General features: G+C 62.0%; 13 protein-coding genes, 1 tRNA gene and 1 other RNA gene. 13 read left to right on the plus strand and 2 right to left on the minus strand.

From position 1 onward, the window contains the following. Window positions 1-5 precede the first annotated feature (5 nt). From I6E58_RS10670 to I6E58_RS10700, 7 genes are all read left to right on the plus strand, one after another. Window positions 6-1,862: an ABC transporter ATP-binding protein gene (locus I6E58_RS10670; RefSeq protein WP_197133411.1), complete on the plus strand. Its 1,857-nt coding sequence runs from the start codon at window positions 6-8 to the stop codon at window positions 1,860-1,862. 182 nt (window positions 1,863-2,044) lie between these two features. Continuing rightward, entirely contained in the window at window positions 2,045-3,274 is a 1,230-nt protein-coding gene (locus I6E58_RS10675; protein WP_197133414.1) for a multidrug effflux MFS transporter, read from the plus strand. Between the two features lie 82 nt (window positions 3,275-3,356). Beyond that, window positions 3,357-4,001 carry a phosphatase PAP2 family protein gene (locus I6E58_RS10680; protein WP_129073066.1) on the plus strand — a complete coding sequence of 215 codons (645 nt, stop codon included), beginning with the start codon at window positions 3,357-3,359 and terminating at the stop codon, window positions 3,999-4,001. 59 nt (window positions 4,002-4,060) lie between these two features. Continuing rightward, on the plus strand, window positions 4,061-5,989 hold the full coding sequence (locus tag I6E58_RS10685; protein ID WP_197133416.1) for a helicase HerA-like domain-containing protein: 1,929 nt from the start codon (window positions 4,061-4,063) through the stop codon (window positions 5,987-5,989). A gap of 275 nt (window positions 5,990-6,264) precedes the next feature. Then, window positions 6,265-7,536: an ABC transporter substrate-binding protein gene (locus I6E58_RS10690; RefSeq protein WP_197133419.1), complete on the plus strand. Its 1,272-nt coding sequence runs from the start codon at window positions 6,265-6,267 to the stop codon at window positions 7,534-7,536. 74 nt (window positions 7,537-7,610) lie between these two features. Continuing rightward, a complete protein-coding gene (locus tag I6E58_RS10695) occupies window positions 7,611-8,501 on the plus strand; it encodes a carbohydrate ABC transporter permease (RefSeq protein WP_129073069.1) in 891 nt (296 codons plus the stop codon). Further along, window positions 8,498-9,433 (plus strand): carbohydrate ABC transporter permease, encoded by a 936-nt coding sequence (locus tag I6E58_RS10700; RefSeq protein WP_197133422.1) that lies wholly within the window; start codon window positions 8,498-8,500, stop codon window positions 9,431-9,433. Before I6E58_RS10695 ends, I6E58_RS10700 begins: the two co-directional genes overlap by 4 nt. Before the next feature lie 156 nt (window positions 9,434-9,589). On the opposite strand, the gene I6E58_RS10705 is transcribed toward I6E58_RS10700, so the two are convergent. Beyond that, window positions 9,590-10,243, minus strand: coding sequence for a hypothetical protein (locus tag I6E58_RS10705; protein WP_197133425.1), 654 nt, complete (start codon window positions 10,241-10,243; stop codon window positions 9,590-9,592). Window positions 10,244-10,292: 49 nt separating this feature from the next. Then, window positions 10,293-10,377, minus strand: a tRNA-Ser gene (locus I6E58_RS10710). Window positions 10,378-10,520: 143 nt separating this feature from the next. Between I6E58_RS10710 and ffs the strand changes: the two genes are divergently transcribed. The 6 genes from ffs (at window position 10,521) to recR (ending at window position 21,288) form a co-directional block, all read left to right on the plus strand. After that, window positions 10,521-10,617: signal recognition particle sRNA small type (gene ffs / locus I6E58_RS10715), an RNA gene on the plus strand. Between the two features lie 39 nt (window positions 10,618-10,656). Then, window positions 10,657-12,795, plus strand: coding sequence for a phosphate acetyltransferase (gene pta, locus I6E58_RS10720; RefSeq protein WP_197133428.1), 2,139 nt, complete (start codon window positions 10,657-10,659; stop codon window positions 12,793-12,795). 2 nt (window positions 12,796-12,797) lie between these two features. Then, window positions 12,798-13,919: an acetate/propionate family kinase gene (locus tag I6E58_RS10725; RefSeq protein ID WP_197133431.1), complete on the plus strand. Its 1,122-nt coding sequence runs from the start codon at window positions 12,798-12,800 to the stop codon at window positions 13,917-13,919. Between the two features lie 275 nt (window positions 13,920-14,194). Then, complete coding sequence (locus I6E58_RS10730; RefSeq protein WP_197133433.1) at window positions 14,195-18,298, plus strand: IPT/TIG domain-containing protein; 4,104 nt, start codon at window positions 14,195-14,197, stop codon at window positions 18,296-18,298. A gap of 170 nt (window positions 18,299-18,468) precedes the next feature. Beyond that, complete coding sequence (locus I6E58_RS10735; protein WP_197133436.1) at window positions 18,469-20,685, plus strand: DNA polymerase III subunit gamma and tau; 2,217 nt, start codon at window positions 18,469-18,471, stop codon at window positions 20,683-20,685. A gap of 3 nt (window positions 20,686-20,688) precedes the next feature. Continuing rightward, window positions 20,689-21,288: a recombination mediator RecR gene (gene recR, locus I6E58_RS10740; protein ID WP_197133439.1), complete on the plus strand. Its 600-nt coding sequence runs from the start codon at window positions 20,689-20,691 to the stop codon at window positions 21,286-21,288. Window positions 21,289-21,378: the final 90 nt, after the last annotated feature.

Below are 21,378 nucleotides of genomic sequence, written 5' to 3' on the forward strand. Positions count from 1 at the left end.
GAAGAATGAGTTCAGCAGCTGGCGGCCCCCGACGCGGAGGCCGAGTGAGCGGTGGCGATTACTCTGCCCAGAAAGCAGAAAACGCCGCAGCCCCTAAGATTCCCAATCTTCTCCGTCGCATTGCGACACTGTTTGAACCGCACCGCGCAACACTCATCCTCACCATAACTCTGGTGCTCATCGGTGCCGCGATCGGTGTGCTGCCGCCCCTGCTCACCAAACAGGCGTTCGATGAAGGACTTTTCCCGGCATCCGGAACTCCCAACATCCCGGTACTCACTCAGCTCGTGAGCTTAATGGTGGGGCTGTGGATCGCGTCTGCGGCCTTAGGTGTGTGGCAGACCTTCCTCACCGCGACCGTCGGCAACAAAGTGATGGGTGCGCTCCGCGTACGGCTTTTCGACCAATTGCAGCGCATGGAACTTGCCTTCTTCACTCGAACCAAAACGGGAGTGATTCAGTCTCGGCTGCAGAATGACGTCGGTGGGGTGGCAGGGGTCCTCAACAACACGGTGTCGAGCATTATTGGCAACACGGTCACCGTCATCGCTGCTTTCATCAGCATGCTCGTGTTGAGTTGGCAACTCACCATCGTGGCCATCATCGTGCTTCCGGGGATCGTGATTGCCCAGCGCCGAGTAGGCCAGGTTCGTGCACGCATTGCGACGAAGACCCAAGAGTCTCTGAGCAATATGACCGCCATTACTCAAGAATCCTTGAGCGTCTCGGGCATCTTGTTATCGAAGAGTTTCAATCAGCAGGAGGTTGAGACCCAGCGTTACTCTGACGAGAACGAGTTGCAGGTCGATCTGCAGGTTCGTCAGCAGATGAGCGGCCAGTGGTTCTTTGCGACGGTCAACATCTTCCTCTCGGTCATTCCGGCGATTGTCTACATGGTCGCTGCGTACCTTATTACTGGGGGCGTCGATGTGACCGCAGGAACGATCGTGGCATTCACCACTGTTCAGGCGCGACTCATGTTCCCGCTTCTCGGTCTGATGCGCGTAGCTCTCGACCTCCAAACCTCGTCCGCGCTCTTTGCGCGCATCTTCGAGTACCTCGACCTCACGCCCGCCATCACCGATAAACCGGATGCGCACGCAGTGCGGGACGAGGCACTGGGAGCAGTTGAGTTCGACAACGTGACGTTCCGGTATCCCGATGCCGACGCATCCACCAAGGCAACGCTAGACTCCGTGAGCTTCAGGATTGAGCCTGGCCAGTACGCGGCATTCGTGGGTCCCTCCGGTGCCGGAAAGACTACGGTCTCCTACCTGATCCCACGGTTGCACGAAGCGAGCGGCGGTCGAGTGTTGTTCGCCGGCGACGACGTTCGCGATCTCACGCAAGACTCGCTGATTCGCAATATCGGCATCGTGAGCCAAGAGACCTACCTCTTTCACGCCACCATCGCTGAGAACCTCTCTTATGCGCGCCCGGATGCCACGACCGAGCAAGTGGAGGCTGCGGCTCGAGCCGCCAACATCCACGACACCATCATGTCGTTTCCGGCGGGCTATGGCACCGTCGTGGGGGAGCGAGGCTACCGACTTTCCGGCGGCGAAAAGCAGCGAATCGCGATTGCTCGTGTGCTGCTCAAAGACCCGAGCGTGCTGATCCTCGACGAAGCGACGAGCGCGTTGGATTCCATCTCGGAACGCACGGTGCAGGGGGCGCTCGACACGGCATCGAGGGGGCGCACCACTATTGCAGTGGCGCATCGGCTCTCCACAGTGCGTTCGGCCGATGTCATCTTCGTAGTTGAGGGCGGCGCCATAGTTGAGCGGGGAACCCATAGTGAGCTCATCGCGAGCGGCGGAACGTACTCGCGCCTGTACGCGGAGCAAAACCGCACAGACTAAAAACGGCAGTAGCGGGCGTTGGGATAGTTAACCGTCCGACCGGCCCGCCGAGGCGCCGAGACCAGTCGCGGCCGACGGGGCGGCGCAGGTCGCCCGGGGGCTTAGGCTGGGGGAGTCCTCGGCGCTGCGGGCACTTGACCTTTACCGTGGCCGCACTGGGCCTCTCTTCAGCTAGGAATCGCTTGACTACCGTTGTTCATCCGGGTGACTCTCTTTCTGCGCGCCAGCGTCTCGTCTACGTTCTCGTACTCGGAGCGCTGACCGCGCTCGGTCCTTTCACCGTTGATCTCTACCTGCCGGCGTTCCCGTTGATCGAAGCCGATCTCGATACGACGGCCGCCATTGTTCAACTCACCCTCACTGCCACAACGCTCGGTTTTGCTCTGGGGCAGCTCATCGTAGGGCCGCTCAGTGACCGTCTCGGCCGTCGCCTGCCGCTCATCGTCGCTACCTCGGTGCACCTCGTCGCAAGCCTCGGCGTCGCCCTCGCTGCCAATATTGAGCTACTTTTCGTCTTTCGTTTGATCCAGGGTATGGGGGCCGCCGCCGGTGCTGTTGTCGCGATGGCAGTTGTGCGAGACCTGTTCGGCGGGCTACCCCTCGTGCGGATGCTCTCTCGACTCGCCCTCGTGCAAGGTCTCGCGCCGATCCTCGCTCCCCTCATCGGCTCGCAACTGCTGCTCATCACTCCGTGGCGCGGAATGTTCGTGTTCCTTGCTATTTACGGCGCACTGGTTTTGCTTGCCGCGTGGTTCTTTATCGTTGAGACTTTGCCTCCCGCACGTCGCCGAGATCTTGGGCACGCGACCGCGCGCCAGCGGTACAAATCGCTCTTTACCGACCGGGTTTTCGTCGGCACTGCGGTGATAGCGGGCATGACCTTCTCGGGCCTCTTTGCCTACCTCGCGTCATCCCCGTTCCTCTTGCAGAACGTTTATGGGCTTGACCCGCAGGCCTTCGGGCTCGTCTTCGCGGTCAACTCAATCGGCGTTGTGATCGGCGTGCAAACAGCGGCTTTCCTCATGCGCTATATCGGGCCACAGTGGATCCTCGCGGGCTCGGGGGTCATGCTGCTGCTTTCGGCGTCCACGATCGTCTTCCTCGACATCGTTAATGGCGACCTCATCACCGTGCTCATACCGCTGTTCGTATTTGTCATGTCGTGTGGTTTCTCGTTCCCCTGTACTCAGGTGCTCGCGCTCGCCAACCACGGGGGAGAGGCGGCGACCGCGGCTTCGGTTCTCGGCGCCGTGAACTTCGGTCTCGCGGGCCTCACATCACCGATTGTGGGTGCGTTCGGCATCACTAACGCCATCCCAATGGGCATCGTGATGGGGTGCACGGCGATCATTTCGATCATCGTCATGTGGACCGTGGTACGCCCGCGCACCGTGCCGGCGCTCTCGCGCTAGCGAAAGCGCGGCGGCATCGAGAGGGTAGGAATGGGCAACACGCTCTCGGCAATCGCTGAGGTCGAACGACTAACGTAAGCTTGTGAAAACTGAGATCTCGCAGTCCGATGCGCGCCGCATCTCCCGTCGTTGGCCACTCATTAGCGGTCTGGGAGCTGTCGTACTGGCTGTAAGCCTCGGGCTCCTTATCGGCATTCGGAGCGGCCCTTTTAGCGTCGACCAACTCCTGTTAGACGATTTTCTCAGCATCCGCGCTGACGTTTTCACGGTGCCAGCGCTTGCGATGAACTTCTTGGGTGGCGGCTGGTTTGGGGTTTTCCTCGTTCCGCTCGGCGGTGCGCTCGCGTTCTTTTTGCTCAAGCGTCGCTGGGCCGCACTGTACTTCTTGATGGCTTCTGCGCTGAGCGCTGGCGTCGTTCAACTTCTCAAGACGCTGTTCAGCCGAGCGCGTCCCGAAGAGATTCTCGTCACTGCCGACTTTGGTTCATTCCCCTCAGGGCATGTAGCCAACGCTGCCACCCTCACTGTCGTGCTCATCCTGCTGCTGCAACGCCGGTGGATCATCGTTGTCGGGGTGATTTATACGATCCTTATGATCCTCAGCCGCACCTACTTGGGCGCACACTGGCTCAGCGACACCGTTGGTGGGGCCCTCGTGGGCATCGGCGTTGCGGTTATTCTCTGGGCTCCGCTCGCGCGCAAACTCTCGGCAGAAACAAGCCGCTAGTTCGCGCGCAGTTCAGCGAATCGATGGTCGTGACTGCCGCCACTCCGTAGGCTAGAACAATGACGGATGCCGCAGCCCAAGTAGAAGCAGCCAAGCAAGCCCTAGCCGAGGCTCAAGCCGCCCTCGCGGCCGCCGAACTCGCTTCTGCGGAGGCCGCGCTTGCCGCCGAGCAAGTCGCCGCTGCGACAGCGCTGGAGACACCCGCCCCAGAGCCTGAGCGGGATGCGGAGATCGAGGCAAGTGAGCCGCAGCTGAAAGTGGCAGCGGCAGCCGAATCCGTGCTGGCATCCGACTCCACCGATACCGATACCGATACCGATACCGACACCAACACTGGCGATGGCCCGCTGTCGCCCGAGGACGTCGCCGCAATTCGAGATGGGTACGCTTTTGAGGGCGAGGTGCTCGAGATGGGCGCGCTCGTCAATGGCGATGCTCTCGCCGGCGTGCCCGTGCGTATCCCGGTAGCCATGCTCAACCGTCACGGTCTGGTGGCTGGCGCTACCGGTACCGGAAAAACGAAAACCTTGCAGGTGCTCGCCGAGCAGCTCTCCGCCGCCGGAGTTCCCGTCTTCGCCGCCGATATCAAGGGCGACCTGTCGGGAATCGCGACGGCAGGCACGTCGAGCGAAAAGCTGCTGGAACGCACCAACTCGATCGGTCAGGACTGGAAGCCCGCGGCGTCCCCGACCGAGTACTTCACTCTGGGCGGGATGGGCACGGGCGTACCTATTCGCGCTACCGTGTCGAGCTTCGGCCCGCTATTGCTGTCGAAGGTGTTGGGGCTGAACGATACGCAAGAATCAAGCCTCGGGCTGATCTTCCACTACGCCGATAAAGCTGGGCTGCCTCTCGTCGATTTGAGCGACCTCCGCGCTGTCGTGCAGTGGCTCTTGAGCGACGAGGGCAAGGTTGAACTGAAGACTCTGGGTGGGCTCTCTTCAGCGACCGCAGGCGTCATCCTGCGTGAGCTGGTGAGTTTTGCCAATGAGGGAGCTGAAGACTTCTTCGGGGAGCCCGAGATTGACACTTCGCTCTTCCTGCGCACCAACGCCGACGGTACGGGGATGGTGAGCCTGCTCGAGATCCCGGGTGTCAGCGACAAGCCCGCCTTGTTCTCGACCTTCCTTATGTGGCTTTTGGCCGACCTCTTCAACGATTTGCCCGAGGTGGGCGACATCGATAAGCCCAAGCTGGTGTTCTTCTTTGATGAAGCGCATTTGCTGTTCAAGGATGCCTCGAAAGACTTCATCGCCTCCATCACTCAGACGGTGCGCTTGATCCGGTCGAAGGGCGTCGGCGTGGTCTTTGTGACTCAGACCCCCAAGGATGTACCGAGCGACGTTCTGGCGCAGATCGGTTCACGATTCCAGCACCAGCTGCGGGCGCACACTCCCGATTCAGCAAAAGCGCTGAAGGCTACGGTCTCGACCTACCCCACGTCGGGATACGACCTGGGCGAAGTGCTCACGACGCTCGCGACCGGCGAAGCGATCATCACAGTGATGAACGAGAAGGGGGCGCCGACTCCGGTGGCCTGGACTCGACTTCGTGCGCCGCAAGGCTCGATGTCTCCCACGGATGCCGCGGTAATGGAGGCGGCTGTTGCAGCGTCCCCGCTCATGGCGACCTACGGTACCGCTGTCGATCGCGAATCGGCGAGAGAAATTCTCGCCGTGAAGATGAACGCGGCAGCAGAAGCGGATGCCGCTGCCGAGGCCGCAGAGGCTGCGGAAGACGCGGCGAAAGACGCTGAGAAGCTCGCGAAGGCGAAGGCAAAAGAGCAGGCGAAGGTGCAGGCTGAGTACGAGCGCGCGCTTAAAGATATGAACAAAAAGCCGACATCGTCGGGCTCGAGCCGCACTACTACGCGCACCTCAACGCGCAAGGATACGAACGTTCTGGGCGACGTCTTGGGTTCACGAACTGGACAAACCGTCGTTAGAGAAGTGTTGCGCGGCATTTTTTCGACGCTCAAACGACGGTAGCCCAGCAATCCTCGTGCGCGCCGGAGTCAAGAGCTGAAGCCGGCGCTCTTCGCCACCATTTCCCTGTATCTATAGGGTTTTATGGTGCTCGCTAGGGGCGAGGAATGGCCGAGGGCGCCACGTTATATTGCCGCTGTTGCCAAATCGTGACCAACAAATTCTGAAGAATTCTGCTGCGTTCACTTGTCAAACCCAACGGTGACGCGCTTTACTGTTGATCGTCCGATTCACTTCTTGAACGGAACAGCACTCACTTTCCAATGGAGGAACACAGAATGCGTAAGCCACTTTCCATTATTGCCGGGGCGGTGGCCTTAGGCCTCGTTCTGGCAGGCTGCTCGAGCACCCCTAGCTCAGACCCCGAGAACGCTGACCAGGTTGAGGTATTCACCTGGTGGGCATCCGGCTCCGAGAAGGTCGGCCTCGACGCTCTCGTCAAAGTATTCGAAGAGCAGAACCCTGACATTGAGTTCATCAACGCGTCAGTAGCTGGCGGCGCCGGCTCCAACGCCAAGGCAGCACTCGCGTCTCGCCTCGAGTCCAATGACCCGCCGGACACGTTCCAGGCTCACGCCGGAGCCGAGCTCACCGACTACATCAACGCTGGTCAGCTTCAAGACCTCAGCTCGTTCTACCAAGAGAACGGCCTGACTGACGTCTTCCCCGAGAGCCTGATCGAGCGCATCACTGTTGATGGCGCCATCTACTCGGTACCCAGCAACATCCACCGTGCCAACGTCGTCTGGGCCAACACTCAGGTGCTCAAGGATGCCGGAATCGACCCGAAGGCCGCTCCCGCGGACATCGACGCCTGGCTCGTTGACCTGAAGAAGCTCAAGGACGCTGGAGTCGAGACTCCTCTCGCGCTCGGCACCGAGTGGACTCAGATGCAGCTCTTCGAAAACGTTCTCATCGCTGACCTTGGCGCTGAGGGCTACTCGGGACTCTGGACCGGCGACACCGCGTGGGATGACGCTGGCGTCGAAACCGCCATCGGCCACTACGGCGAGCTGCTCGAATACACCAACAGCGACTTTGCTGGCCTCGACTGGGATGCTGCGACGCAGATCGTTCTCGATGGCAACGCTGCCTACAACGTCATGGGTGACTGGGCTGAGTCTGCATTCCAGCAGGCCGGTTGGACCTACGACAACGAGTACACCACTTGGGCAACGCCCGGCACTGACGGAGTCTTCGACTTCCTCGCTGACTCGTTCACCCTCTCGGTTGGCGCTCCTCACGAAGCAGCTGCGATTGACTGGCTGACGACCATCAGCTCGGCTGAAGGCCAGAAGGCATTCAACCTCGCTAAGGGTTCGATCCCGGCTCGCACCGACACGGTTGCCGCTGACTACCCCGCGTACCAGCAGACCGCCATCACCTCCTTCGGTGAAGACACCGTAGTGAGCTCGCTCGCTCACGGCGCAGCAGCCAGCATTGCCTGGTCGGGAGACATCTCCTCGGCTATCGGTAAGTTCGGCGCTGACCGCGATGCAGCATCGTTGCTCTCCGGCCTCGTTGCTGCCGCTGACAAGGCTCAGGGCTAACTAGCACTACGAGACACAGTGGGTGGGGGCGGAGACGTCTCCACCCACTACCGTGCAAACCGAGGAGCTCGCGCGTGAAAAAAGGATACAAAAACTGGGGCCCACCGCTCCTCTTAATATCTCCGACGATTATCGTTCTCGGGATATTTGTTTATGGCTTGATCGGCGCCAACATCTCGGTGTCGCTCAGCAACCGGAACAGTCTTGTTCCCGCTACTGAGTTCGTTGGACTTGATAACTACATCGCTCTGTTTGGCGAAGAGCGCTTTATCCACTCGCTTCAGAACCTGGGTATCTTTACCCTCTTCTTTATCGGTGGCACCATGATCTTCGGATTCTTGTGGGCGTGGATGCTCGACAAGGGCGTCACCGCAGAGGGCGTTTTCCGCTCGGTGTTCCTCTTCCCCATGGCGATTTCGTTCGTGGCATCCGGTGTTGTCTGGCGCTGGTTGCTCAACAGCGCTGAGGGCGACCGTGCATCTGGACTCAACCGGGTCTTCGAGAACCTCGGGCTCGACTTTCTCCAGAACTCGTGGTGGAACGATCCGACCTGGGGCATGGCGGCCATTGCATTGCCCGCTATCTGGCAGCTCGCCGGCTACGTCATGGCGCTCTTCCTTTCGGGCTTCCGTGGCATCCCTGAAGAGCTGCGTGAAGCAGCCCGCATGGATGGTGCGACCGAGTGGAAGCTCTACCGCTACGTGATCTTCCCCCAGCTCAGCCCCGTCGCACTCTCCGCTCTCATCATCGTGGGCCACATGTCGCTCAAGGTCTTCGACCTCATCATGGCGATCACCAAGTCGATCTACCAGACCGAGGTTCCCGCAACCTACCTGTGGGTCGCCTTGACCTCGAACGACTACGCCAAGTCGGCCACGATCGCGACAATTCTGTTGCTCTTCGTTGCCGTCGTGATCGTTCCCTACCTGATCTACACCGCTCGCGCAGAGAAGAGGCAAGGATGAGTGTCGCAACCGGACTCGACAAGAAGCCAAGCGAACCCACTACCGAGTCGCACATGCCGCAGAGTTCGGCGATCCGTGCGCGCGTTGGGTTGAGTCGCACCGCGAAGTACGTGCTGCTGGTGTTCTTCCTGGTCATTGTGCTGATGCCCGTGTACGTGCTTATCGTCACGAGCCTCAAGCCGCCGCAGGACGTCAACCCCGCCACCTCGTGGGGGCTGCCGGTTCGCTGGCCGTGGGAGCCCGCCTTTGAGGGCGGACCCACCGGCTTCGACAACTGGGCGCTCGCGTGGAACGCGCTGTCGGCATCCATCGGTCGCACGTTCTTGCTGGCGATTCCCGCGGCACTGATCGCGTCGTTCCTCGGAGCAATGAACGGTTTCGTTCTCGCCCGCTGGCGCTTCCCGTACGCCGATGTCGTCTTCACGTTCATCCTGTTCGGAATGTTCATTCCGTACCAGGCGATCATGACGCCGCTCGTGCAGATGAAGACAAGCCTCGGGTTGCCGAGCGATGTCTCCACGCTGTTGGTTGTGCACGTGATCTACGGTTTGCCGATCTGTACGTTGATCTTCCGCAACTACTACGCCGGCATCCCTCACGAGTTGATGGAAGCAGCCCGTATGGATGGTTCGGGGATGCTGCGCACCTTCCGCAGCATCGTCTTGCCGCTGTCGCTTCCCGGCTTTGTGGTCACGATCATCTGGCAGTTCACGTCGGCCTGGAACGACTTCCTGTTCGCGCTGTTCTTGTCGAACCAGAACGAGGGGCCGGTGTCGCTCGCGCTCAACAACCTCGCTCAGGGAGCCCAGCTGGCGAACTACGGTGCAGCGATGGCCGGAGCGTTGCTGGCCTCGCTGCCGACCCTTGTCGTGTACATCGTGCTCGGCAAGTACTTCATCGGAGGCCTGATGAGCGGCTCGGTCAAGAGCTAAAGCACTCCGTACGGCACTGAGCCGCGTCATCCTGTTCCGCTTCGGCAGGGCGGATGGCGCGGCTTTTGTCGTGCGGTCCGGCGCTGGCGGCGGACGCGAGCGGCACGCGCTGGGCGCTGGGCGGGACGCGCTGGGATCCGAGCTGGGAGCTGAAAGCTAGGAGCTGAGCGTGCGCAAGTACGCGAGCGCAGCCATGAGGATAGCGGCGGTAGCGGCGGTTGCGCCGATCGCGACAGCGATAAAGGCCGTCGGATGCCGTTCAAAGAAGTACAACGACTCCGGGTAATCTTCCCGAATTTCGCCTGTCGAGACGGTGCCGGCAATGCGCGTCGTGGGAACAGAGAACGCTGCGGCGACGAGATCGAAGTGTTCGGGAGCCCAGTACTGACCACGCATTCGCAGCAGGCGGCGCTTATTGGGCCCCATCACAGCGAGCGTCGGCCGCGACTCTAATCCGTCGCTCGTGTAGACCTCGGCGACAAGCATGTGTTCGGCATCCGCCTTGTTGAAATGTACGGTACGGCCAAAGAAGCCGCGTTCGCTCACCACGGGGGCCTCGGCGGAGAACCAGATCCCGATCCGGAAGTACGCGACTATCGCGACGACGGCGACGAGAATTGCGACGACCTGGGTGATCACCACCGCGAGCCACGGTCCGTCGGGGAGCACGATGATATACAGCACGCCGAAGACCGGGCCCAAGAATGCCAGCCCGGCGATGAGCCCGCGGTGATAGAGGCTGCGCGGAGGAACGATTCGCTGGCGCGGATCGCGAGAAGATAAATCGTAAGGATTGCTGTTTCGTGACAACGGCAATCCCTTTCGTCAGTTCGCGCCGCGCGACTTCAGCCTTATAGAGCGGAGAATGGGGGATTCGAACCCCCGAGGGCTTGCACCCAACACGCTTTCCAAGCGTGCGCCATAGGCCACTAGGCGAATTCTCCTGGCAAGTTGAACACGCCTAAGCGAAAACAACCTCATGTGATCATAACGGGGTCGAGGGCCGAGCGGTAATCGACGCGGCAAACACGTCGAATGCGGCAGCGGAGGGCGCGCGCAACGACGTCTCAAATTTGGGTAGACTGAGGGCGGCTCCTCGCGTGGCGCCATCCAGGCCAACTCCCCCAGGACGGAAACGTAGCAAGGGTAACCGGGCTCTGGCGGGTGCGCGAGGGGTCTTTTCTTTTGTGCTGATCAGCAGGTGCGGCGCGTAGGCTGAAGCCGTGACGCGAAACATTTACATCACTTCCATTGAGGGCCACGCCGGCAAGTCCACGATCGCCCTCGGTCTGCTTGACACGCTTAGTCGTGAAGCTAAACGGTTGGGGGTGTTTCGGCCCGTTGCTCGCACGAGTGACGAACGCGACTACGTCTTAGAGATGTTGCTCGGCCACGAGGCTGTGAACCTCAGCTATGACGATGCGGTTGGCGTGGGGTATGACGACGTCCACTCTGATCCCGAGCTCGCTCTCAGCCGTATTATCGAGCGATTCAAAGCGGTTGAAGCCCAGTGCGATGTCGTTGTTATCGTCGGCTCGGACTACACGGATGTCGGCAGCCCCACCGAGCTGTCGTATAACGCTCGCGTCGCGGCGAATCTCGGTGCGCCGGTGCTTCTGGTGTTGGGCGGTCAGTCTGAGGATGGCGAGAGCCGCAGCCCCGCCGACATGGCTCAGGTCTATTCCATCGCTCATCAAGAGCTGGATGCCGCGCATGCGCAACTGGTCGGCGTTGTCGTCAATAGGTCTGACCCCGATCACCTCGACAACATCATCGCCGGGGTGAGCGCCGCGGTCGGCGACGATACTCCCGTCTGGGCTATTCCCGAAGACCCGTTCCTTATTGCCCCCAGCCTTGGGTCCCTGCTCACTGCTGTTGACGGTGAGCTGTTGCGCGGTGACCCCGATCTGCTGCAGCGCGAAGCGCTCGGTGTAGTCGTTGCCGGCATGACGATGGAGAACGTGCTGCTGCGTCTCATCGAGGGTTCGGTTGTGGTGGTTGCCGGCGACCGGTCGGATGTGTTGCTGGCGACACTGATGGCGCACGCATCAGAGACGTTCCCGTCGCTGGCGGGCATCATCCTGAACGGTGGCTTCGATCTTTCGCCGCAAATAGAGCGGCTGATCGAGGGCCTCGACGTTGCGTTGCCCGTGATCCGTACATCGTTTGGTACTTATGACACCGCGCGCACGATCACGAAGACGCGCGGTCGTTTGGCTGCGGAGTCTCCGCGTAAGTTCGACACTGCGCTCGCGCTCTTCGAACAGCATGTGGATGCCGCTGAGCTCATGCGCCGCCTCGATCTGCATCCGGCCACGGTCGTCACGCCACTCATGTTCGAATACGGGCTTCTTGATCGCGCCCGCCAGCGCCCGCAGCACATCGTGCTGCCCGAGGGCAGCGACGACCGCATTCTTCGCGCCTCCAGCACGCTGCTACGCCGAGGCGTTGCTCAGCTCACGATTCTCGGCGACGAGGGCGAAGTGCGGGGACGTGCCGCTGAGCTCGGTCTCGATATCTCGGGCGCGCGCATCCTGAGTCCTTTTGATGAAGAGCTGCGCAATCGTTTCGCGACGGAGTACGTGAAGCTGCGCGCCCACAAGGGGATGACGATGGAGGTCGCCCGCGACACGGTGACCGACGTGTCGTACTTTGGCACGATGATGGTGCACTTGGGCCTTGCCGACGGCATGGTCTCGGGTGCTGCGCACACTACGGCGCACACGATCCGGCCCAGCTTTGAGATCATCAAGACAAAGCCCGATGTGTCGATCGTGTCGAGCGTGTTTTTGATGTGCCTCGAAGACCGCGTGCTGGTCTACGGCGACTGTGCCGTGAACCCTGATCCGGATGCTGCCCAGCTTGCTGACATCGCGATCTCGTCGGCCGCGACCGCAGCCCAGTTCGGAATCGACCAGCGCATTGCGATGCTCTCGTACTCCACCGGCACCTCGGGCAGCGGAGCGGATGTCGACAAGGTGCGCGCTGCAACCGCTCTCGTGAGTGAACGTCGCCCCGACCTCGCGGTCGACGGCCCCATCCAATACGACGCCGCAGTGGATGCCGCTGTCGGCAAGTCCAAAATGCCCGACTCCGAGGTGGCTGGCCGGGCCACAGTGTTTGTGTTCCCTGACCTCAACACCGGAAACAACACGTACAAGGCCGTGCAGCGCAGCGCGGGCGCTGTGGCGATCGGGCCTGTGCTTCAGGGTCTTCGCAAACCGATCAATGACCTCTCGCGCGGTGCCCTCGTGCAAGACATTGTGAACACGGTCGCGATCACCGCGATTCAGGCTCAATCGGTGGCTGCTGAGGCCGCCGCTCTACGGGGCATCGCCGCCGATGCCTCCGCCAAGGAGTAATAATGACAACTGTTTTCGTGGTGAACTCGGGATCGTCGTCGATCAAATGGGAGCTGCTCGATGCCGAGTCCGGTTCCGTCTTTAGCGGCGGCATCGTGGAACGCATCGGAGAACCCGGCGGAGGCGCCGCGGACCACGACGACGGCATGCGTCAGATTCTGGCGGAGCTGGGGGACGAGCATCCGGCCATCGTCGGTCACCGCGTGGTTCATGGGGGAGCGGAGTTCACCGCTGCGACCGTGATTACCGATGAGGTCGAGGATCGTCTCGAAGAGATTTCAGTTCTGGCGCCGCTGCATAACCCGGCCAACCTCAAAGGCATTCGAGCGGCCCGGGCCACCTTCGCTACGGTGCCTCACGTGGCGATCTTCGACACCGCCTTTCACGGAACGTTGCCACCCGAGGCGTACACCTACGCGATCAACACTGAGTTGGCGCGAACGCACGGCATCCGTCGCTACGGCTTTCATGGCACCTCGTATCGCTACGTTGCGGAACGAACCGCGGCCGTGCTCGGCACAGAGCTCGCTGACCTCAAGTTGATCGTTTTCCACCTCGGCAATGGCGCCTCGGCCTGCGCCATCGATGGCGGTCGCAGCGTAGAAACGTCGATGGGGATGACGCCGCTGGAGGGCCTTGTCATGGGAACTCGCTCGGGCGACATTGATCCCGGAGCGCTATTTCACCTCGGTCGTTCCGGAATGGACCTTCCCGGTTTAGACCACTTGCTCAATCGTGAGAGTGGTCTGCTGGGCATGACGGGCACTGGCGACATGCGTGACGTTCAATCCAAGGCGGATGCAGGCGACGAGCGCGCCCAGGCGGCGCTCGCGGTTTACTACCATCGCCTTCGTCACTACCTGGGGGCTTACCTCGTGGCGTTGGGCGGAGCGGACGCGGTTGTCTTCACTGCCGGGGTGGGGGAAAACAATGCGAACACCCGCTTGGCCACCGTTCAGGGGCTCGAGTCGTTCGGCATTGTGATGGATGTCGCAGCCAACTCCGAAGCGCGCCGAGACGAACGAATCGTGTCGGCATCCGATTCGACGGTGAAGGTTCTCGTGATTCCGACCAACGAGGAACTGCAGATAGCACGGGAGTCGGTCGAGGCTGTAACCCGGTAGACCACTCTTTGTCCCCCGTTTTGGTCTCTTGTAGTGGTCCACTCTGAGCTTTTATTATTTACGCGAGGCCGAATTCGGGCGGACTCAGCGTGGGGCCAACCACCCCGCGAGTAGCTCACCACTACTCGAGCTGAGTGCGGGCGCAGAGTGCGCAGGCCTCGGATCAGGGGGCAGCTGTGGTTTTCAGGGAACCAATTTTCGGGACGCGCGGGCACACGAGGGGTCTATCGCGATCGCGTCGCGCGGGCGTCGCGACGTTCGCCGCAGCAGGGCTAGTGACGCTGTCGGTCTTTTCCGCCGGCGCTCCAGCGCAAGCCGCGGCGGGCGATGATTCCACGGCGGACGCCACGTTCTTGTCAGGAACCCTTCTCGCAGGGCTTCTCCCGGCGCAGATCGCTCTACTCGGCGCGTCCGATGCGAGCAATGACGGCACTCAGGCGTTGCAGACCGATACCTCGGGGGTGGGTGTACTCGCCGCGGTGACGGCTACCGCCGGTGGCATCGGAGTTCCCCTTGCGCTGGCGGATGCTGGGGTGCTCGGCACCTTTGCCCAGGCGGCGAATAACGGCAGTTCCATCGCCGCAACAGGTTTGGCCTCCGCTACCGGCGATATCGGGGCAGCGCTAGTCACTCCGGCAGATCTGCCCTCTGCCCTCTCTCTTGATCTTGCCGAAGCGTTGAGCGCCGGCTTGGCTTCGGAGCTCACGCAGCTTCAGCTCGATATCGGCGCAGCCAGTTCACGCGCTGCCCAAGTGGCACCGGCTGCCGCCACCGGCAGCTACGAAATCGTGGGAGCCGAATTGCGGCTCACGAGCGACACTGTCGCGGGAGTAACAGCAACCGTTGATGGACTCGCGGGAACGCTGTCGGGTGCGGTTGACGCCGTTGCCGGGCCGAGCGGTTCGCTCGTGAGTGGTGTGTCCGGTGTTGCGCTGAGCACTCTCAGCAGCTTGGGGGTGCTCTCGGTCGGAGACACCTCAGCCAGTGTGACGCTCGATCTACCCGCCGCCCTTTCGCCGGTGTACGCGCCACTGACATCCGATGCCGTCACTATCGATTTCGGCACTGGTGAAGTCATCGTGGACCTGGCCGAGCTAAAGGGCGGTTCGCTGACGGGGCTGCCGGTCAATACGTCGGTCCTGACGTCTGCCGAACTCGCAGAGATAACAGGATCGGTCACCATCCTTGTCGGTCAGTTTGCTGACAACGTCGAGGATGCGGTCACCGCTGCGCTGACGGCGGCTGAAGTGAGTATCACCGTTGAGATTGGTCTTAACGTTGCCTTTGTCGGTGTCGTGCCGGTTGTGAGAGTTGCTGTTGATGGCACGCTTGGCGAAATCGCAACTTCCGCAGCAACGATCCAGCTTTCCGCACTCTACGGCCTCGTTAATGTCTCGGCGCTCACGACGGCGATCATCGGCGCTGCAATCGCTCCGATCGCCTCTGACCTGCTTGACCCCGATACGACCGCGCTCACAGTCTTCGTTGACGGTCTTCAGACCGGTGTTGTCACCCCTGTGGTGATGACGCTCAATCCGGTTCTCGAAGTCCTCGACACGGTCCTTGCGCTCACGGTCAACAACCAGCAACTACTCGGCGTAGCCCCGAACCAAGAGTTCGTGGAGACGGCGCTTCGCATTGGCCTGCTAGAGCAGGGACCAGTCACCGGCCTCGTCGAATTGGATGTTGCCCGTTCGGCTGTCGGCCCCAATAGCGCCGGCGTTCGCCCCTCGATTTCCGAAATCTCGCCCGCGAGTGGACCGGCAACCGGCGGTACAGCCGTGACGATCACGGGAACCGATTTTGGTGGCTCGACCGGCGTCACTTTTGACGGCGTCGCTGCCACCGACTTCACCGTTGTCAGCGATACAGAGATCACCGTCACGAGCCCGGCGCACGCAGCGGGCGGCGTTGAGGTCATTATTCAACATCCGGCTGGCGCTTCAGATGATGCTGAATTTACCTACACGCCGGTACCTGTCATCTCGTCACTCGACCCGGACTTCGGCCCGATCGCAGGCGGCACCGTGGTGACGATCACCGGCTCCGACTTCACGGATGCCACGGCTGTCACGTTCGACGGAACTGAGGGCACAATCTTTGCCGTCGTCAGCGACACTCAGATCACGGTGACAAGCCCGGCTCACGCTCTGGGTGCAGTTGACCTGATCATTGAGCGCGACTCTGGAGACTCAGCTCCCGAAACCTTCACCTATCGCGGAGCTCCGACAGTGTCGGACATGACTCCGGTCGAGGGACCACTTGCGGGCGGCACTGAAGTGACGATCACGGGAACCGGCTTCACCGGCTCCACGGGAGTCACCTTCGACGGCGCCGACGGAACATCGTTCACCGTAGTGAGCGACACCGAGATCACCGTCTCGAGCCCCGCTCACGCTGCGGAAACGATTGACGTAATCGTGGTGCATCCGATTGGGAATGCAGACGCCGGTGAATTCACCTACACGGCTGCCCCCATCATCTCGTCGCTCTCGCCGAACATCGGCCCCGTCGATGGCGGCACTGCTGTGACAATTACCGGCTCGGGTTTCACCGGGTCAACGGGCGTCACTTTTGATGGGGATGACGGAACGTTGCTCACGGTCGTGAGCGATACCGAGATCACCGTCACCACCCCGGCGCATGAAGTCGCCGTAGTCGACGTCGTTGTGCTCAACACTCCGGCCGATTCGACCCCTGGTGCATTCAGCTACCAAGAGGCTCCTACCGTGTCAGGGATCGCTCCTGACGAGGGACCGCTTGCTGGTGGCACCGAAGTGACGATCACAGGCACCGGCTTTACCGGAGCCACGGGCGTCACTTTCGATGGGGAGGACGGAACCTCGTTCACCGTCGTGAGCGACACCGAGATCACCGTTACCACTCCGGCGGGCGTCGAAGGCGCAGCCGCCGTGGTGGTCGAGCACCCCGCTGGTGACGCCAGCGCCGGTGACTTCACCTACGTAGCCGCACCGACCATCTCAGCGATGGACCCTGACCTGGGGCCGATTGCGGGTGGCACCGAGGTCACGATCACGGGAACCGGCTTTACCGACGCGACCGGTGTGACTTTCGACGGGGATGACGGAACGTCGTTCACTGTCGTCAGCGACACTGAGATTACTGTCTCCAGCCCGGCTCACGCCGCGGGCGCTGTGGCCGTTGTCGTGGAGCACGTGGGCGGAGACACCGCTGCCGGAGACTTCACCTACCTCGCCAACCCGAGCGTCACTGATCTGGCTCCCACCTCTGGACCGCTGGCTGGTGGCACCGAAGTCACCATCACGGGCACCGGCTTTACCGGGGCAACGGGAGTCACGTTCGACGGAGACGCTGGAACGTCGTTCACCGTCGTGAGCGACACCGAGATCACCGTCTCGAGCCCGGCGCACGGCGCCGGCGCTGCGGCAGTCGTCGTCGAGCATCCGATCGTCGACGCCGCTGCTGGTGACTTCACCTACACCGACGGACCAGCGATCGCTTCGCTCACTCCCGACATTGGCCCGGTCGCGGGAGGGACAGTCGTGACGATTACGGGCACCGGCTTCACCGGAGCAACGGGGGTGACCTTTGATGGAGAGGACGGAACATCGTTCGATCTGGTGAGTGACACTGAAATTACGGTGAGCAGCCCGGAGCACGATGCCGGGGCAGTAAACGTGGTCATCACGCACCCCGGTGGGGACTCAGCGCCCGAGCCGTTCACCTACCTCGCGACCCCCGCAGTGACCCTCGTGTCGCCCAACGCGGGACCGCTAGAAGGCGGCACCGAAGTCACGATCACAGGAACCGGTTTCACCGGGGCAACGGGAGTCACGTTCGATGGAGAGGACGGAACATCGTTCACTGTTGTCAGTGACACGGAGATCACGGTGACGAGCCCCGCGCACGATGCGGGTATCGCCGAGATCGTCATCCAGCATCCGCTCGCCGACACGGTTGCAGGAGGCTTCACCTACGCCGCTTCAGGAATCCCGATCGTCAATTCCATGTCGCCGCTCCAAGGCCCGGACACGGGAGGCACGCTAGTGACTCTTCGCGGTAGCGGGTTCCTGGGGGCCAACGGCGCTCGATTCGGTGCACTGTGGGGAACCAACTTCACCGTACTGAGCGACACCATGGCAACAGTGATGACGCCGGAGCACGAAGCAATGTGGGTACCCGCAGTGCTGTCCTCGGGCGCCGTAATGGCGGCCACGCCCGGCTTCACCTTCGAGCCGACCACATTGGCGCTAGCCGATACGGATCCGGATACGGGTGACGGCCTCGCCTACACCGGATCATCTGGAATCCACGGTGCCTGGCTCGCACTGGCGCTCATCGCCGCTGGTGCGCTGCTCCTGATTTCTCGACGCCCCGCCGGTCGCCACCGAGCCTGACTAACGGTGGCAGCGCGTTGAACCGCTGCCACCGCGTCGCTCGCCTCGAGAACGAAGCGCGTGCAGGATTCTCCATCCCCCCCCAGGGGAATCCTGCACGTCTGTTCGAGCGATGCCTTGGTGATCCGAGCGCGTTGGGATCGTCAGCGGGCACGACTACGCTAGGGATCGTGGTTGCTGCCCTATATCGCCGATACCGGCCCGAGACTTTTGCTGAACTCATCGGCCAGTCTCAAGTGACCGATCCGCTGCGCACAGCGTTGCGCACCGATCGCGTCAATCACGCCTATCTCTTTAGCGGTCCGCGTGGGTGTGGCAAGACCACATCCGCTCGCATTCTTGCTCGCTGCCTTAACTGTGCCGAGGGCCCGACCGACACTCCTTGCGGCGTGTGCGCCTCGTGTGTCGAACTGTCGCGTGATGGTGGCGGTTCGCTCGACGTCGTCGAGATTGACGCGGCAAGCCACAACGGTGTTGAGGATGCCCGTGACCTGCGTGAGCGTGCTGTGTTTGCACCGGCCCGCGACCGTTTCAAGATCTTCATTCTCGACGAAGCGCACATGGTGACGCCTCAGGGCTTCAACGCGATGCTCAAGATCGTTGAAGAGCCGCCGGAGCACGTGAAGTTCATCTTCGCCACTACCGAGCCAGACAAGGTGATTGGCACGATTCGTTCGCGCACTCATCACTACCCCTTCCGCCTCGTGCCGCCTGCTCAGATGCTGGATTACGTTCAGCAGCTGTGTGAGAGCGAAAGCGTTACGGTCGAGCCCGGAGTGCTGCCGCTTGTCGTGCGCGCCGGTGGCGGATCAGTGCGTGACACCCTGTCGCTACTCGACCAGCTCATTGCCGGCTCCGAAACTCAGACCGTCATCTATGAGCGCGCCGTTGCTTTGCTCGGCTACACGCACGCAGAACTACTCGATGAAGTCATTGACGCTCTCGGCTCCGGTAACGCCGGTGCCGCGTTCTCGTCGGTCGACCGGGTTGTGCAGACGGGTCAAGACCCTCGGCGCTTTGTCGAAGACTTGCTTGAGCGGATGCGCGACCTCATCGTTGTGGCCGCCACCGCCGGTAGCGCGGCAGAAGTGCTTCGCGGCATCCCGCAAGACCAGCTCGAACGTATGGGGCAGCAGGCGCACACTCTGGGCGCTGCGGAACTCTCACGAGCTGCGGACATTATCAACGCCGCTCTGTCTGAAATGACCGGCGCGACCTCACCGCGACTGCACCTCGAGCTGATGGTGGCTCGCATCATGGTGCCTGCCAGCGATGACACTCAACGCGGTGCTCTCGCTCGCGTCGAGCGTTTGGAGCGTCGCATCGGTATCGACGGCGACGGATCAGCTTCCGCCGCCTCAACGACACCTCCCGCTCCGCGTGCTGCTGTCGCGCCTGCAGCGCGTGCGGCGACTCCGGCTCCGGCAGCAGCGCCGTCTTCCGCTTCCGCCGCCGAGCCGGCTCCGGCCAGTGACCGCGACGCGGTTGCGGCGCCGGCCGCTGCGCCTGCCGCCGAACCTGCACCGGCTGCTACTGCCGCCGGCTCAGGCCTGCGGGCACCAGCCGCACCGCGCACGACCCCGATCTCGATCCAGCAGGTGAGAGACGCGTGGCCCGAGATTCTTGAAGTTGTTCAGGAGCTCAAACGCACCGCGTGGATGGTCGTCTTCACGGCCAAGCCGCTCGAGCTGCGCGACGACAAAATTCTGGTGCTGTCGTTCCCGAGTGAGCGGGATGTCGAAGCCCTGAAGCAGCGCAGCGTGCCTGGCGAAGGCGTCGGCGACTACCTCAAAAAGGCATTTGTGCACGTGCTCGGATTCGAGCCGGCGTTCATTGCCAAGGTTGAGGGAGCACCATCCGCTCCTCCCGCCAGCCCGCCCGCGGCCACCGCTGCTGCTCCAGCAGCACCGAGCCAGGAATCGCGCTCGCAGGCAACGGCGCCCGCCCAGCCTTCGGCTCCGTCGCGCGCGCCCCAGCCGGAGGCTCCCGCTGTTGACGAGGGCCCCGAGCCCGAGGAGCCTGCACCGGCCGAAGATCGTGAACCCGGGGGATGGGCCGTAGCCGCGATTCCGGAATCAGAGCCTGAACCCGAGACCGACCCTTCAGCGCCGCGTGGTGCCGCAGCAGCCCAAGAAACAGTCAGGCAGCAGGCACAGCGCGCTCAGCAGAAGGGCGACGGCCCCGCAGTCGATCGCCTAGCAGCGGCAGCCGCAGCAGCACCGCCAGCACCGCCCGAGTCGCAAGCACGGGTCGCGATGTCGGCAACCGCGGCACGCATGGACCGTTCGCGCTATGGCGAGGCAGTGGTGCGCGAATTGCTCAACGCCACTTTTATTGAAGAACAGCAAGTGGAGCCCCGCGTGGTTCCGCAGCCGAGAGACGAGTAACCCGTGTACGACGGAATTGTGCAAGAACTGATCGACGAACTCGGTCGGCTCCCCGGCATCGGGCCAAAATCGGCGCAGCGTATCGCCTTCCACATTCTGCAGACCGAGAGCTTTGACGTGCGCCGCCTGGCAGAGCTGCTCAACGACATCCGCGACAAGGTGCACTTCTGTGCCATCTGCGGCAACGTTACTGAGCAAGAGACGTGCTCGATCTGTCGGGATCCTCGCCGTTCGCCAGCGACAATCTGTGTCGTTGAGGAAGCGAAGGATGTCGTCGCGGTCGAGCGCACTCGTGAATTCCGTGGCCTGTATCATGTACTGGGTGGGGCCATCAGCCCTATCGACGGAATCGGTCCTGACCAGTTGCGCATCAAACAACTGCTGGGCCGGTTGGCTGACGGTGTCGTCACAGAAGTCATCATCGCGACCGACCCCAATCTCGAAGGTGAAGCAACCGCGACCTACCTCACGCGGCTTCTCGTTCAACCGAACCTTCGAATCTCGCGCCTCGCCTCCGGTCTCCCGGTTGGTGGAGATCTGGAATACGCCGATGAGGTAACTCTGGGTCGTGCATTTGAGGGTCGTCGAACGATCGACAACTAGCACTCCCGTAACGAACTTCGACGGGTGTGCGTGCACCGTTAGACTCGCACTTCGGGCAGCAATTGCCCGCAAACGCAAGCTTCAGGAGAA

The sequence above is a fragment of the Salinibacterium sp. SWN1162 genome (assembly GCF_015864675.1).
GTDB lineage: Bacteria > Actinomycetota > Actinomycetes > Actinomycetales > Microbacteriaceae > Rhodoglobus.

Bases quoted from the DNA above. Each gene is read 5' to 3' on its own strand.
- I6E58_RS10670 (WP_197133411.1), top strand. From the start codon at position 6: ATGAGTTCAGCAGCTGGCGGCCCCCGACGCGGAGGCCGAGTGAGCGGT.
- I6E58_RS10685 (WP_197133416.1), top strand. From the start codon at position 4,061: ATGACGGATGCCGCAGCCCAAGTAGAAGCAGCCAAGCAAGCCCTAGCC.
- I6E58_RS10690 (WP_197133419.1), top strand. From the start codon at position 6,265: ATGCGTAAGCCACTTTCCATTATTGCCGGGGCGGTGGCCTTAGGCCTC.
- I6E58_RS10700 (WP_197133422.1), top strand. From the start codon at position 8,498: ATGAGTGTCGCAACCGGACTCGACAAGAAGCCAAGCGAACCCACTACC.
- I6E58_RS10725 (WP_197133431.1), top strand. From the start codon at position 12,798: ATGACAACTGTTTTCGTGGTGAACTCGGGATCGTCGTCGATCAAATGG.